At 31.6% G+C, this 17,103-nt stretch carries 7 protein-coding genes; 2 read left to right on the top strand and 5 right to left on the bottom strand.

Going from position 1 to position 17,103, the window contains the following annotated elements:
• Position 1: 1 nt before the first annotated feature.
• From ABN099_RS04030 to thrA, 4 genes are all read right to left on the bottom strand, one after another.
• Entirely contained in the window at positions 2-8,854 is an 8,853-nt protein-coding gene (locus ABN099_RS04030; protein ID WP_349462407.1) for a calcium-binding protein, read from the bottom strand.
• A 219-nt stretch (positions 8,855-9,073) separates the two neighbouring features.
• The gene (gene thrC, locus ABN099_RS04025; RefSeq protein ID WP_349462406.1) at positions 9,074-10,366 is read right to left on the bottom strand and encodes a threonine synthase; all 1,293 of its coding nucleotides are present in this window, start codon (positions 10,364-10,366) and stop codon (positions 9,074-9,076) included.
• Between the two features lie 3 nt (positions 10,367-10,369).
• On the bottom strand, positions 10,370-11,299 hold the full coding sequence (gene thrB, locus ABN099_RS04020; RefSeq protein ID WP_349462405.1) for a homoserine kinase: 930 nt from the start codon (positions 11,297-11,299) through the stop codon (positions 10,370-10,372).
• Positions 11,300-11,301: 2 nt separating this feature from the next.
• Positions 11,302-13,761, bottom strand: coding sequence for a bifunctional aspartate kinase/homoserine dehydrogenase I (thrA, locus tag ABN099_RS04015; protein WP_349462404.1), 2,460 nt, complete (start codon positions 13,759-13,761; stop codon positions 11,302-11,304).
• Positions 13,762-14,575: 814 nt separating this feature from the next.
• On the opposite strand from thrA, the gene arcA reads away from it, so the two are divergent.
• A complete protein-coding gene (arcA, locus tag ABN099_RS04010; protein WP_349462403.1) occupies positions 14,576-15,292 on the top strand; it encodes a two-component system response regulator ArcA in 717 nt (238 codons plus the stop codon).
• Positions 15,293-15,490: 198 nt separating this feature from the next.
• Here arcA and creA read toward each other — a convergent pair whose 3' ends face one another.
• On the bottom strand, positions 15,491-15,967 hold the full coding sequence (creA, locus tag ABN099_RS04005) for a protein CreA (RefSeq protein WP_349462402.1): 477 nt from the start codon (positions 15,965-15,967) through the stop codon (positions 15,491-15,493).
• 203 nt (positions 15,968-16,170) lie between these two features.
• On the opposite strand from creA, the gene robA reads away from it, so the two are divergent.
• On the top strand, positions 16,171-17,079 hold the full coding sequence (gene robA, locus ABN099_RS04000) for an MDR efflux pump AcrAB transcriptional activator RobA (protein ID WP_349462401.1): 909 nt from the start codon (positions 16,171-16,173) through the stop codon (positions 17,077-17,079).
• The last annotated feature ends 24 nt before the right edge of the window (positions 17,080-17,103 follow it).

Here is a 17,103-nt window from a genome sequence, read left to right as displayed (position 1 = left end):
ATTACAAATGAGTTGTTACTAACGAAAGTGGCGACCATGTTGATGAAGGAATCAGCTCACTTCCTTGCATAGTGGTTAGTTGTTGTTCATTAAACTGAGCCATTTCATGAATAATAGAAGCAATTGCTTGAGTTGAAAGTACGCTTTGCTTTTCAACAAGGGTGACCGATTGATTAGATGCTTTTTTATCTGTTTTTAGTGTTAACACAAACTGGTTATCTTGAGTTCGGTATTGCACATCATCACCTACTTGCGATGAAATCAGCTTATCTTGTGCCGATAATCCTGTTACTACAATATGACTATTTTCACCTTGATCATATACCGTTATGTTGCCTTGGCGTTTTTGAATAATATAGGTATTATCTCCTTCGCCACCACTTAAATAATCATCACCAGATTGAGAAATAAGTAAATCATTTCCACTACCTGCATTAATATTGTCATTTCCCATACCAGCAATAAGAATATGATGCCCACTATTAACCACAATATGGTCATCACCATTACCACCATCAACCACTGAGAAGCTATTATTGTGGTTGACTAAAATATCATTACCCTCTTCCAGTTCTAATATTGGCAATAGATCAAGCATTATTTTATTATTCAATGTATTAAAAACAGGTAATAACTTAGAGTTAGCTGAACTAATAGAGTAAGAAGACAGTGCCTCTTTATTTAATATCATCCCCTTGGGTATCATTAAAACATCATCATTTGAACTAATTTTTAAATTTAGATTAAAATTTGGCATAAGAAGCCGATGATTGTTATATTTATTAGGTAAAGTAAAAATAATATTATCTTTATCAATCAGCCTAATAATAAGTTCAGAATCTAACATAATGTTTGAACTTGCATTATCAAAATGAAGTTTTAAATAAGCATCTGGGTTATAACGATGAGATAAAATATCATTTTCATATTTTAAATCAAAACCACTGACATCAGATAGAAAGAAAGTTGATGAGCTATTTTTCATTAATTCATCTGAATTTTCTAGCGGGAATATATCGATAATATCCTTTTTATTTTTACTGAGAAACGTTTTCAATTGATAGTTATCATGACCAGAACTTAATTTAATAATAGAGTTTGCCGTAATACCAAAATACTTATTATTTAAATAATTACTATTAATGTTGAACTTAATATTTTCACCAGAAGAGAACCCACTATATTTTAATTTAGGAATCAACTTAATTTTTTTATCATAATCAGCATATTTTATCATGAGTGAATGATTAATATCATTAAGATAAAGATACTCAATATTTTCTTCTGTTTGGTTATAGTTTTCTAAATAACTAAATGTATATAGCGCCTCTTCAGTTTTTTCTTTATAGTCATTAACACCTAACATAAAACCATCAATGGTAGTTAATACATAGCAATGGGCTAACTCTTCTCCATTACTATCTTTATAAACATTTCTAAGAATAATAGAATGATAAAGCATTCCTGCCGCTAAATTTTCTTTTTCATTTTTTCGTTTTATAATGAATGAAATATCTTTGCCATTGCGAGAAATCGATTTTATTTCATCAAAACTATAATTCAATCTAACAATGCTGGTTTCCGCTTTACTGCTCTCACTAATAATAATTTCAATAACTCGATTTTCTGGATTTACAGAAGAATATTTATTAATGATATAAGTATCATTTCCTTCTCCTCCTTCAGCATAACCTTCTTGTAAAACCAAAGTGTCATTCCCTGATAACCCATAAAGAAAATCTACAGCCCCTACTCCATTAAGATAATTATCCTCTTGGTTTCCAACAATAATATCATCACCTGTTTCACTGCCAATTACATTTTCAATACGATCCAAATAAGCAATAACCTTTTTATTTTGTAGTTGAACATTAGGCATTGAATCAATTAAATGCTTTGAGTAGATATGATTATTTTCTTGATAAAGAAAAAGTTTTGAGTGGAAATTTTGGCTATTCGTTTCATCTTCGGAATTTTTAAATCTTACATAGTTTTGTGTTAGATTAATATCATAACCATTATATTTATTGGTTGTTTTTATAATTCGAAGTGTATCATTTCCTCCTCTACCATAAAAACGACTAGCATAATTAGGTGATTTAGATACAAAAAGATTAAACATATCATCGTTATTACCACCACTTAGCCGTTTTGTGCCATTATAAATATTAAAAATATTTTTACTTTTTAATGGTGCAGAAATAATATCATTACCATTATTGGTATTAAAATGAAATTCATCGTTCTCTTTTGAATCTAACAAATAATATGTCTTATTATTATTAGATTTTATAATATCACCTGATAATTTTCCTTTACCAAACTCCTTAATGACATTCTCTTTTGATGATATGATTTTTTCAAGAAAATGCTTATCTATAATTTCATCATAAACAGGAGAGTTATCGTCAGAGATAATATCTAAGGTATATTTTTTTAACTCATCTACATAAAAGTCAATATCAAAAATTAGTGTTTCATCTGTAGGTATCGCATCTTTAGGAATATAGTACTTATAATCTGTTTTTTCAGCTCGTAGATGGTAAGAGAATGATGCTATATATTCTGCTGCTTCTTTTTCTATCTTTTTAGATAGACGCTCAACAATATGACTACTCAAAGAAATCAATATTTCATCAAGTGTTTTATTTAATAAGTTTAATACTACTTTATAATAATAATGCTCTTCATAACTATATTTCTCATTGGTATAAAAATAATAGCTATTACTGTTCTGTTTTTTTATTTCACTAAAATAACTTAGTGCATTTTCATCTGCCATTTCTTCTAGCTGATTTGTGGTTTCTAAGTAGACCACCTCGTTTTTTTTACTTGGTGTTAAATCTCCCATAAGAAAAACATGAAAACCATTATTAAATTCCTCAAGTGCTGTGAAGCTTACTTTTTTCTTTGCTTCTTCAATAACTCTTGCTGCATTATAAATAGAAGTTGCCAAAGAAATAACAATACCAGCGACAATACCAACCGGTCCTGCAACCGTTGAACCTGCAAGCATGCCGATAGACACACCCAGTGTCACAAGCCCTGACACAATAGCAAAAGAGCCATTTACAATATAATCAATACGCCGCTTTTCATCATTTTCACCTGATATTCGATGAAAATTATCATAAGCATTATAGATATCAAAACTAACAGAAAGAACATTTAAACCAATACCAACACGAGTACTTATTTTAGAGGCAAAGGCAGCAGGATTATTTCGATATTTTAATAACCCCTTAGCTAAGGCAATCTCAATAATCTCAGAAATACCATTATAAGCCATTTCTGACCACATAATAGAAAGGTTAGTAATAATTTCTTTTCGTTCTTGAGATGTTAACTGTGGATTATTAAGTTGTTCGGCTAGCGAAAATGTTGAATTAATTGACTGCCATATTGAATAACTTATATTAGCATAACCTATTTTACTAATTATTTTCATATAGCGGGGTGTTTTTAATGAGAAATCCCTTAAGCTGTTCCAGTCATCATTATTGTAATTTTTATTATTCAATTCAATAATTTTAGCTAATTGTGATGATGCAATAAGATAATCAATTCTGTTGCTATTAGTATTAAGAATATTTTTTATTTTATCTTTTTTGTTATTTAATAAATAATGCAAAAAAAGAATAACTTCTTTATCTATTTTATCACCTGTAATTGATAAGAAGTAATCATTAAGATTTCTTGCATCAAGAGTTAATTTTGACATCCATCTCTCATTTTCATCCAGATCTACATTCAATATATTTACATTGTTTATTTTCGCGCCAAGTTTTGCGAGAAGTTTCTTATCAATAGATATATCCGATATTTTAATCTTATTTTCATTGTCATTATGCTCACTATTAATATTCCTACCGTTAACCATAAAATCATCAAATAACTTAAGCACTCTTTCTTCTGAAAGATCCACTTGGTAAATAGCCCCTTTTAACTGATAAATATCGAGAGGATTATTACCTTCTACCGTGGTTAGCTCTATTGTTTTCGTTAAATAAGAAAATAAGTCTAAAGTAGCTTGTTTTTTGTCTTTCCCTTTTATTTCAATATTACCAAACCGATTAGAAAAAAGATTATATTTAATATCACCATCACTAGTTCGTTCAACTGTAATATTTATTTTTTGTAATGTAGAATCAATATCTAATAGATAACTCCCATCTGTTAATGAAGAGACACCATCATATAAATGACCATACATTAACAGAGAGGAGTAATCTGTAACAATATCAAACTTAGACAATTCAGTTATTACTTTTTCAAAAGAAGATAGATACTTTCTATGAGTTTCATTTAGTTGGCTAGAATCCACATTATGAAATAGCTCTTCTGTTAAGATTAAGTTAGATAAAATATCATTATGACTATACTTATTTTTTAGTATTGTATAAAGCATTGTTATATTATTAGATGAGTTGATATCATTATATAAACTAAAGATAGGTATTAACTTATAAGTTATCTTATTATTCTTTCTACTATCCAGTGAATTTTTCAATCCAAAAATACTTTCCACACCAGATTTATTAGCTATTTTTATATCATATGATTTTTCTAATGCCATTGCTGGAGTTAATAACTCAAAAACTTTACTATTTTTATTTAAGGCAATAAGATAATTTAAATCATTAATGATTTTTTTATAGTTATCACATGTTGAAATACTATCTAGTAATATATGATATAAAACACCTTTACTATTATCATCAAAAAATGACGCGAGTAAGTCTTTAGATAATTGGCTTAATTTATTCAAAATGGTAGGATTGTCATATATTGCATGAATAAGCTCTATGACCCGCTCTGTTTTTTCAGTTAAATTTAAAATTTTTCTACTCAGATTATTAATTTCCTCCCAATTATTTATATCAATTTTTCCGATCAAATATTGATTAAAATTTTTATTAATCAATGGGTCATAGAGTGCCTGTGTTATTTTAATTATAATATCTTTTTTATTGTTAGACATAAAAAAAACAGATAACTCATAAAAGTATCGATGATAAGCAGATTCTATTGATATTTTACCATCAATTATTTCATCACAGACTTTTTTTAATATTTCTTTATTTTTCTCTCTATTTTCTTTATCTACTTTTCTAACAATAGTACCTATTTTTTGTAAATCAAGCTCGCCTCTATTTAGTTTTATATACTCAAAAATATCATTCATAGTCATATTTGATGTGTAATCAGAGATAACAGAACTAATATCCTTTTTGTAGCCTAAATAAAAATCACTACTTTCTCTAAAATTAGGGTACATATCAGAGAGCATTATATATATCTTTTTTGTATAAATTTCATTTTCAATATTGTTTTTTTGGTTGATAGAGTGTTTTATAAAATCATCTTCTTCTGCCTCGGTTATAATGACACTTGAAGGATATGCACTTGCTAATAATGGTTTATCAATATGATGCCGTTCAATCTGAGGTTTAATAGCAATATATTCCCTTAATAAAGAGAGGTGGTTATTTATTACTTGATAAATAGGCAGATTAAATCGTTGTGCAATTCCTTCAATAAATAAGTTTCCATATTGATGGCTCAACAACCTCTCTTTTTTAGTAAAAATAAGTGTTTTTTCATTAAGAAACTGATTTTCTATAATTATATTTTGTAAATATTCAATATCATTTTTTTGCTTAACAAAATCTTGATGAAAGAGCCCATAATCGTCTCTACCTACAGCGATTACTCTTATTTTATTTTTTAAACAATAATCGAGAAGATTGCTTATTTCCGGCTTATCGTTAAGATATCTAGCCAACTTTTCACTTTTAACGTTATTATAATAATAAGCAATAATATCGTCGTGATAGAAATTGTTGATGCTATCAATAATAACATTATTGAGATTTTTATTTGAGAAAAAATCATTATCTTTAAACAAGAAATTTAAATTTTCAACACTATCATCAAATAATAAATAGCTACTATCTATATTGTTTTTATTTTCATTTAATGCTCTATTTAACAAAAAACTTTCATTATCTTCATCAATATAAAAGTTATCAGGGTGATAGCTATAATTATGTTCACGATAGCTATTATTATAGTACAATTCTAATTGATTAATTTCATGTGTAATCATTCTATTTATAAAATTATTATTTTTAAAATAATCAAAATAGAGCTCACGGTAAGATCCTAATAAATCTCCTTTTTTAAGTTTAATTTCATTTTCAATCAAACAAATTAATTTATTGACGTTTTCATCATCTCTATATTCCAATAGACTTTGATAATTATCTTTTAAATGCAGTACATTTAACCCATCAACAACCAATGTATTTTTTAACTCTGGTATATTTATATTTTTTATAATAGTAGAAAGATAATTATCATATTTTTTAAAAACAATTGTATAGTCATATCCATCAATACCTTTACTTCTTTCTTTATCTAATTCTAAATAAGGACTTTCAATCATTTGATTATAAATAAAATTACTAATACCATAATTTTCATCATTAATTTCAGCATTCATTAATTGATAAAACTTAGCTGCAACTAAACTATTTTTTTCAGCCAATGAAATTAATTTATCTTTTCCATATATAAACTTATCATAAAATAATTTCCCCTCCAGTTTCTCTTTTATTTTACTTAATATTGATACTAATGATAATTTTTTATTTTCATCATTAAATAGTTTTATTTTATTGATTAAAGAAAAACTTGCTGATAACTTTTCAAAATAAACATTACCTTCTAGAGTATTTATATGGTTTATTATTTCTCTCAATGCTATCGCTTTTTTACCGTTCAATAAATTAACATTTATTTCAAGCAGGTTTTTATAATATTCACCATCAAAATCAACATAACCACTTTGTTTTTTTATTTCATTTTTTTCATTAAATTCAACTGCTAAAATATCAATATTACCATCTGTTTTATTTAAAACCACTTTACTTGCTGCATTATTTTCAATGATCTTATCGATATATTGCTTTATTAAATTAATACCGCTATCTACATAGGTATCCTTTACAATGACTTCTACTATTTTACTCTCTATTTTTAATTCAACAATAAGATCTTTTTGCTCACTATAATGAATAACTCGTCCTATTACTCCCTCTTTAAACGGTAATCCAAAACCTAATTTTTTTATACTGTCAGCAATGCCTTTATTATTTTCAATAGTGCTATATTCTCTAGCATGTCTATAATTTTTAACTTCACTCTCTTTATACTCATCAAAAATAATATATTTTTCTCTTTTATCTTTATCGCCACCATAAAGATCTATTTTATGCTTTATGCTTTTTTTAAACGGTTCAATATTATTAAATTCTAAAAGAGTATTATTTGAATCGAATAGTGATAATTTATAATTATTATCGGAGTATCGCTTATAAGTTACTGCAAATGCATGATCTTTTAATGCAATCACTGAGTAGTAATTCTCATTCTTTTTTACAATGTCTTCAATTTTATTAATTACATTCTCTTTATTTAACTCTATCTTTTTTATTTCTATAGGCTCCAGTCCTTTATCATTTATTATTTGACTATATTCATTTTGTTTTACTGAATCATAAATAATATATTTTATTGCATTACCTAATCTTTCTGATTGATAAAATTGTGCAAAAGTAATATTTTTCACTTCTTTGATAAGATTTAATATTCCATACTCTTGTAATCTATTAAAAATTACCTCATCTAATTTATCATTATATACTAATTGCCTATTAGAATAATATTCTACACTTTTTTTTAGCCAGTCTAGATATTGATTTCCGCCTTCTAATCCATTATTTCTTACTTCCGTCAAATACTTTAAACTTAATCCATAACATAATCCAGAAAGAGGATAAAGATGACTAAAGTCATAATTTGTTTCTGTTGAAGAAATCAAATTCACCCTACTCATTATTTTCTCTAGGGGTTTTAAAAGATTTTTATACTGTGAAAATCTTTTTACGCTACTGCTTTCCATTTTTGTTGAGTACCAATCATTTTTTATTTTATAAATTAATTGTTCTCCATTTTCCTTTATTTGATTATATTCAGATTTGGCAATTGAAAAAGCCTCTTCAAGATCAGCAGTATATACATGCAATACTTTTTCTTTTCTATTTACTTTATCATTAATAATAAAAACACTTTTATATGAATAACTTTCTTTTAATTCAATAGAAAGTACATTATTAATATCAATTTGTCTTTTTAACTTAATTTGATTAATAAGTTCATTTAGAATATATTCATTATTTACCCTCCAGCTTTCACTGGTATCAAAATAATAAATATATTCTCTTTCATTATAAAATTTAAGATTTAAAAAATCATCCTTATCATTATCTGAAATAAAAAATTTCAATTTATTTATTAGTTCTTTCTTATTAGGGAATAAAAATACCTCACCATTATAATCGATGTATTTATAGATACTTGATTCATTATTAATTTGTAAAAAGATACTTTTATTACCTGATTTAATAAAATAAACACCTGAAATATAATTTGATATTAATGGTATTACACGTTCTTTTTTTATTTTATTATTTTTCCTTAATGAAATCCTTGTACTATTAATAAATAATTTATTTATACTTCCGTTAATTTCGTCCTTAATAATTTTAATGTTCTTAGTTATTGTGTTTTTATTGTATATAGTTAAATTCCCCTCTATTTTTGTTAAAAAGTCATTTGCAACATGTTCATTTTCAGTAATCAAATAATAAATATAATTATCCGTTATTACTCGCTTTACTGATTCTGGCTTGAAAAATAATTCTGTTGCATTCTCTTTTATATAACTCTCTATTTGTAATATAACCTTATTTATATTATCTGAAAAATTTATATTTTTAGAAATATTCATCTTAAAATCCTTTTAATTAAATTTATAGCTAGCTAAATATATCAACATTGCTTTTGAAATATATTATTTAAAAAAATAAGAATCTTAAAGTTTATTTAACACATCATGATTATATACACAAAAAAAAAGCCTAACAATTAAGTTAAGCTTTTTTTATTTTATAATTTTATAATAAAAATTAATTAAATAATAAATTATTAATATATTTATTATTGATTTTTATTTAGGTGCTCTTTCTAATAAGAACTCACGTAATTGTGCAAAATCAGCAGGTAACAAATGTGATAATAATGGCTTATCTGCACGCTCTGCCAATTCAGTAGGTAACGGCAGTTCACCACCTAAAATACGCTCTACACTCTCTTTAAATTTAGCAGGGTGCGCAGTTCCTAAGAACAGACCAAATTCACCTTCTTGTAGTTCATCACGTAATAAACGATACGCTACAGCAGCATGAGGCTCTGAAATATACCCTTTTTGCGCTAATTCACGCACCGTTTTTTCTGTTGTTTCATCGTTAACTGAACCATGAGCAAGATCAGAAAGATCCCAACCTTTGCGACGATATAACTCTTCAATACGTGGCCAGTTATTCGGTTGGCTAACATCCATCGCATTAGACAGTGTTGCGACTGTACGATTTGGTTCCCATTTACCATTATCTAAATAACGAGGAACGGTATCGTTCACATTCGTTGCAGCAATAAAGCGTTTTACGGGTAATCCCATTGATTTAGCCAGTAAACCTGCAGTTAAATCACCAAAATTACCACTTGGTACTGAAATCACTAATTGTTCATGCTTTTCAGCAGGAATTTGCGCCACAGCTTCAAAGTAATAGCAAATCTGTGCTAAAAGACGACTGATATTAATTGAGTTTGCAGAATTCAAATACATGGTTTTCTTTAAGAATTCATCATCAAACGCCTGTTTTACCAGTGCCTGACAAGCATCAAAATCATCTTTCACTGCAACAGTGTGAATATTTTCACCTAAAGTACAAAATAACTTTTCTTGTAATGGGCTAATCTTGCCTTCTGGATAAAGAATTACCACTTGAACATTCTCAAGCTTATAAAAAGCATGAGCAACAGCAGCACCAGTATCACCTGATGTTGCTGTTAAAATAGTAACGGGCTGATTACCGGCAACTTCAGTCAGCATTTGCGCCATAAAACGCCCACCAAAGTCTTTAAATGCAAGTGTAGGACCGTGGAATAATTCTAAACAGCTAATATCATCTTCAACTTGTGTAACGGGTGCTGGGAATGCAAAAGCAGTACTAACACGTTTAGCCAGTACATCTGCTGGAATTTCATCGCCAATAAATGCCGATAAAATACGGCTACTGCGAGTTGCAAAATCAAGTGCCAGTAACTCGTCAATTTCAGCTTTAGAAAATGAAGGTAAATCTTGTGGAAAAAATAGACCTTGCTGCTTTCCTAAGCCTTGCTTTACGGCTTGTGCAAAGCTGACTTGCTCTTGATTATCTTTTAAATTGTATAATTTCATGATTTACCCTATCTGTCTTGCGCCACGAGTATCTAAACGGCAAATGTGTACAAATCCTTCATCGTTTTGTACATAGTGTTGTTTTAACCATTCGGCAATGTCTTGAGCAACTGACAATGAATCACAGATGGTAAAAAGTGTTGGTCCAGAACCTGAAATACCACAAGCTAATGCGCCTTTCATTTGTGAGGCTTCTCTCGCTTTATCAAAGCCTGGAAGTAATTGAGTGCGATAAGGCTCCGCAATTACATCCTTCATTAGGTTTACAGCTAATTCTGGCTGTTGTGTATGACAAGCGTGGATAAATCCAGATAAATAACGACCATGATTAATAATATCAGCTTTTGAATATTGCTTAGGTAAAATAGCCCTAGCTTGTGCCGTAGACACTTTAATACCCGGATATGCCATTACCCAGTACCAATCATCAAAAGCAGGCACCGACTGACAAATAATGTCGTTTTGCTCTAAAATAAGCTGTAAACCACCTAAATAACAAGGTGCAACATTATCAAAATGCACACTTCCAGAAATACGACCTTCAAGCTCACCCATCATCAGTAATAGTTGTCTTTCACTAAACGGTTTTTTAGCAAATTCATTGAGTGCAACTAATGCAGCAACAACTGAGCAAGCACTCGATCCTAATCCTGAACCTATTGGCATGTTTTTTTCTAGCGTCATTGCCACAGGAAACTCACTGCCTAGTTTTTCACAAAACAGCTGCCAACATTGATACACAATATTTTGTTCAGGTTCTGGCGGTAGCTTACTAACAAAGTGACCTTTGCATTTAAGAACAAATTTAGCGGCGGCTTCAACTGTGACGCAATCACCCAGTAATTGCCCATCAATTGGAGAAACCGCTGCTCCTAATACATCAAACCCGACACTCACGTTACCTATTGATGCCGGTGCATAAACTTTAACCACGCTTAAACTCCCAGTTTCCACGACAATGTACGTAATACATCTGCAAATACCCCTGCAGCCGTAACATCATTACCAGCACCATATCCACGCAGCACTAGCGGAATTGGTTGATAGTAGCGAGTATAAAAAGCTAAAGCATTTTCACCATTTTTTACTTTAAATAGTGGATCATTTGCATCAACCGCGGCTATTTTAACTTGGCACTTGCCTTCATTAATTACGCCTACGTAGCGTAATACTTTGCCTGCTTTTTGTGCTTGCTCAACTTTTGCATCAAACTCAACATCTGCTTTTGGCAAACGACTTAAGAAGCTATCTACATCACCAGAGCTGTCAAAAGAGGCAGGTAAGACTGGCTCTACATCTATGTCGCTTAGTTCTAATTGATAACCCGCTTCACGTGCCAAAATAAGCAGCTTACGAGCCACATCCATTCCTGATAAATCATCGCGAGGATCGGGTTCAGTAAAGCCTTTTTCTTTCGCTGATAATGTGGCTTCAGACAGGCTTTTACCTTCATCTAATTGACCAAAGATATAAGATAATGATCCGGAAAGAATACCATTAAACTGTACTAAATCATCACCTGCATTAAGCAAGTTCTGTAAGTTTTCAATAACAGGTAAACCCGCACCTACGTTAGTGTCATATAAAAATTTACGACGCGAAGATTCTGCGGCTTGTCTTATTTGGCGATAATAATCCATCGACAGCGTATTCGCTTTTTTGTTTGGTGTAACCACGTTAAAACCATTTTGTAGGAAGTTTGCGTATTGCAACGCAATTTCTTCGTTTGATGTGCAATCAACGATCACTGGATTTAAGAAGTGGTACTCTTTTTCTAAACGAATAAGTTGGCTAAAACTGAAAGGCTCTTTAGCTTCTTTCAGTGCTTGTTGCCAATTATCTAAGTCGATACCTTGCATATCCGTTAGCATGGCTCGTGAATTTGCAATTCCACACACACGTAAATCGATATGTTTATTTTTCAACCATGGCTGTTGACGGTGAATCTGTTCTATCAATGCATTACCAACACCACCAGCACCAACAATAAAGACCTCAACTATTTGATTAGTATTAAATAGCATTTGGTGACATAAGCGCACAGCATTAGTTGCTGAATCATTAGCGATAACCGCTGAAATTGAACGCTCAGAAGAGCCTTGTGCAATAGCAACGATATTGATATTGCCACGAGTCAAAGCAGAGAAGAAACGCGCTGAGATGCCTTTTAGTGTACGCATACCATCACCAACAACAGAGATAATAGCAACGTTATTCATGATATCTAAAGGATCTAGCACGCCATCTTTCAACTCAAGATAGAATTCATCTGATAATGCTTTTTGTGCACGTAATAACTCTTTTTGTGGCACACAGAAGCTAATACTGTATTCCGAAGAAGATTGTGTGATTAAAACAACAGAGATCCCCGCTCTCGACATCACGGAGAACACTCGCGCCGCCATTCCCACCATACCTTTCATACCAGGACCTGATACGTTGATCATTGCCATATTATTTAGGTTAGTGATCCCCTTAACTGGTGTGCTGTCATCTTTTTGACCATCACCAATCAAAGTACCAGGCGCTTCAGGATTACCTGTATTTTTAATCAAACAAGGAATTTGGAATTGAGCAATAGGGGCAATAGTACGTGGATGAAGCACTTTAGCGCCAAAATAAGAGAGCTCCATTGCTTCTTGGTATGACATGCCTTTTAATAATCGTGCATCAGGTACTAAGCGAGGATCACAGGTGTAAACACCATCAACATCCGTCCAAATTTCACAACATTCTGCACGTAAACATGCTGCTAATACTGCTGCTGAATAATCAGAACCATTACGACCTAATACAACCAGCTCATTTTTCTCATTACCCGCAGTAAAACCCGCCATTAAAATAACGTTTTCTTTAGGGATATTAAGTTCAGAAATACGGCGAGTTGATTCAGGAATATCAACAGTTGATTCTAAGTAGTGACCTTGAGCAAGTAAATTTTGTACCGGATCAATAACAGTAACGTTGTAGCCCCTTGCCTGTAATACTGATGCCATAATCGCAATAGAGAGTTTTTCTCCACGGCAAATCATCGCAGCATTAATACTATCAGGGCATTGTCCGAGTAATGAGACACCATGAAGAATGTGTTTAATTTCTGCAAATTCACGCTCAACCTTGATTTTAAGACTTTCGTAATCAAAACCCGGCTGTTTTTCTCTTAAACCTTGCAGTAAATTGGCAAAGATTTGCTCTGCTTCTCGTACTTGAGTGAGAGGATCTTCTCCTTCTGCCGTTTTTTCAATCATTGCAACCAAGTAGTTTGTTATCTTGGCTGGTGCTGATAATACAAGAGCGACTTGTCCCTGCTCTCTTTTTTTCTCAGCGATATCAGCAACATTCAGTACCCGCTCTGCATTGGCAACTGAAGTTCCCCCAAATTTTAACACTCGCATACAACTCTCCTGATTTTTCGCCAAAAAAAAACCCGCATTCTTCAATGCGGGCTCTTTAGTTTTTCGTTTTTTATATGCGCCAGCCCGCCCCGCAATATAAAATTCCGGTGGTGGTGGTAATAATTGTTTTCATAGTCACTGTAGCTTGGCTGTAAATACGCATAACTATCCTGTCTGTCTCAAATTTTGTTTGACCCTATACTGGTTAAAGCAAAGTCAGATGAATGTCAAATTTTTTCTTCTTCTAAGACCTTAATTTACCATTACCTAAATAAAATATATTCGATATTTACCCCAATAGAAGTATAGATATTACTATCTATACGGGATAGAAACAGAAAATAAAGCTACTTATTAAGTGTTAATTAGCCATTTGTACTTTTGTAAAGAATAGGGTATTTTATTCTACTTCATTTTTGATAACAAAACTGGTAAAAAAACAAACCCCACTATATTTAACATATATTTTTCTTTTACATTACATAAATCAAATTATATAGTTAACTATTGAAATCAAGGTTAAGCTGTTATCTTGATTTTGATATGTGTCAACAAAAGTTAGCTTTTTAGATGGTATTTAATACAACTGGTGTTATATTGCTGTTAATAGACTATGGGCGTTTTCCATTCTGATTTTAGCGCTCATCTAGAGTTAAAAATGTAATGTTTGTAATAACGTGATGGTTATTTATCGAATTTTAATCTGGGTCTAAGTTTTTGCGTGTTAATAACAAAAATGAATAACCACACTATACACACAGAAGTTTAAACGCAGATTTCCTTTTTCTATTTTTGGTAATTTTAGGTAGCAAATATGCAAACCCCGCACATTCTGATTGTTGAAGATGAAGTTGTTACTCGTAATACCCTGAAAAGCATATTCGAAGCTGAAGGGTATATTGTACACGAAGCCACTGATGGCAACGAAATGCACAATGTCTTATCTGATCACGATATTAATCTGGTCATTATGGACATCAACCTTCCGGGTAAAAACGGTCTATTATTAGCCCGTGAATTACGCGAACAGGCAAGTGTTGCATTAATGTTCCTAACGGGTCGTGATAATGAAGTTGATAAAATCTTAGGCCTCGAAATTGGTGCCGACGACTATATTACTAAGCCATTTAATCCTCGTGAATTAACTATTCGTGCACGTAACCTGTTATCACGTACCATGAACTTAGTTAATGGTACTGAAGAACGTCGTTTAGTTGAAAGCTACAAATTCAATGGTTGGGAGCTGGATATCAACAGCCGCTCACTGATAAGCCCTGCTGGTGAACAATATAAATTACCACGTAGTGAATTTCGTGCAATGTTACACTTCTGTGAGAATCCAGGAAAAATCCAGACTCGTGCAGAATTACTGAAAAAAATGACAGGTCGCGAACTAAAACCTCATGACCGTACTGTGGATGTGACTATTCGCCGCATTCGTAAACATTTTGAATCTACTCCAGATACACCTGAAATTATCGCGACTATTCACGGTGAAGGCTATCGTTTCTGTGGTGATTTAGAAGAGTGATTTAAGCGTTTTTAAATAGCTTAATGCATAAAAAAACCCGAATTTTACATTCGGGTTTTTTGTTTTATAAAAAGAATTAAGCAAATAGTTAAAATGTAAAAATTGATCTTGGCAACTTTTTTAAAAATAAATAGATAGGCTGCCAAGAATTTTTTTTTACTCACTTTTGCATTAGTTTTATTAACTAATTAATAAAACTCAATCTTTCCAAGGCATAATTGGTACTGCACTAATCGCATTCTTAGGTGAACCATCAATAACTTTATCTGAATAAGTCAGATAAATAAGCGCATGACGTTCTTTATCATAAAATCGCACCACTTGGAGCTTTTTAAACACCAAAGATGTTCTTTTTTGGAAAACAACATCACCGCGATTTTTCCCTTTTAATACACTAGCACTTAGTTCAATAGGACCAACTTGTTGGCAGGAGATTGCCGCATCCGCCGTATCTTCAGCAAGACCTAGGCTTCCAGAGATCCCTCCGGTTTTTGCACGACTTAAATAGCAAGTGACATTTTTTACTTCAGGATCATCAAAAGCTTCAACGACAATTTTATGGTTGGCACCCAAAAATTTAAATACGGTGTCTACATAGCCAATCTCTTCTGCTTTTGCCATAAATGAAAAAGGTAACAATATTGAGACTGCCAGTATCTTTTTGAAATTTAACATATTTACTTTGTTCCATTAAAAAGAAAAAAGAGCGATTTAGACTAGAATAAATTAATACTTTATCAACGGATAGAAGAATTTGTGTACATCCGCTAAAGAAAAAGACTATATTTTATAATTATCTATCAATATAACTTGTTATAGCTGTTCAGGCTATTTACCATCTATAACTATAAATAAACGAATATGAAGAAGGGAGATGTATGGATCAAACCAACATCATACGTGATTTGCTCGCTTGGATTGACAATAATTTAGATCAGCCGTTATCCCTCGATAACGTTGCCACTAAAGCTGGTTATTCCAAGTGGCATCTACAACGCATGTTTAAAGAAGTTACAGGACAAGCGATTGGCTCTTATATTCGTTCAAGGCGTCTCTCTCGTGCCGCGGTTGCATTACGCTTAACTAGCCGTCCAATTTTAGATATCGCCTTGCAGTATCGATTTGATTCACAACAAACCTTTACTCGTGCGTTTAAAAAACAATTTGAGCGAACACCCGCACTTTATCGTCGTACCGACGAATGGTGTGCAGTAGGTATTTGTCCGCCAATAAAATTAGAACCGCAAAATTTACCAAAATGGGAGTTTGTTCAATTACCAGAGAAAAAACTCATTGGTATTGAACAAACCTGTAGTCATACTCTTGAAGAGTGGGCAAATGCTTGCTCAGAAATGCGCCAAACTTTCTGGCGTTATTATATGACGAAAATTAATGCGGTTCCTCATCAGGTCTATGGTTTACATCACACACAACACAGTGATGAACATGAAGATGAACAACGTGTACTTTATACCACTGCGGTTGAATCTGAATATGCCTCTTTTATTGATGATGATGCAGCAAATGAGGTCTCATTAGCAGGTGGTGATTACATTCGTTTTGATTTCGATGGCGAAGCGAAACGGGGCGCAATACAGGAGTTTCTTTTCCTGATTTATGGCGTTTGTTTGCCTAATATGGGACTGACTCGCCGTAAAGGTTATGACGTTGAAAAGTATTATCTTAAAAATGTTCGTTACAGTAATGATATGGTGACTGAGTCACAAGATCATATTGAACGTTTGGAATACTACATTCCTATTAAACGTGAAAATATAGCGGCATAAAAAGAAAAAGCTCTCTTTTGGTTA

Source organism: Proteus hauseri, assembly GCF_040139125.1.
In the GTDB taxonomy this organism is placed as follows: domain Bacteria; phylum Pseudomonadota; class Gammaproteobacteria; order Enterobacterales; family Enterobacteriaceae; genus Proteus; species Proteus hauseri_B.
The sequence above is the reverse complement of the archived record's forward strand: the minus strand, read 5'-3'. Positions and strand labels throughout refer to the sequence as shown.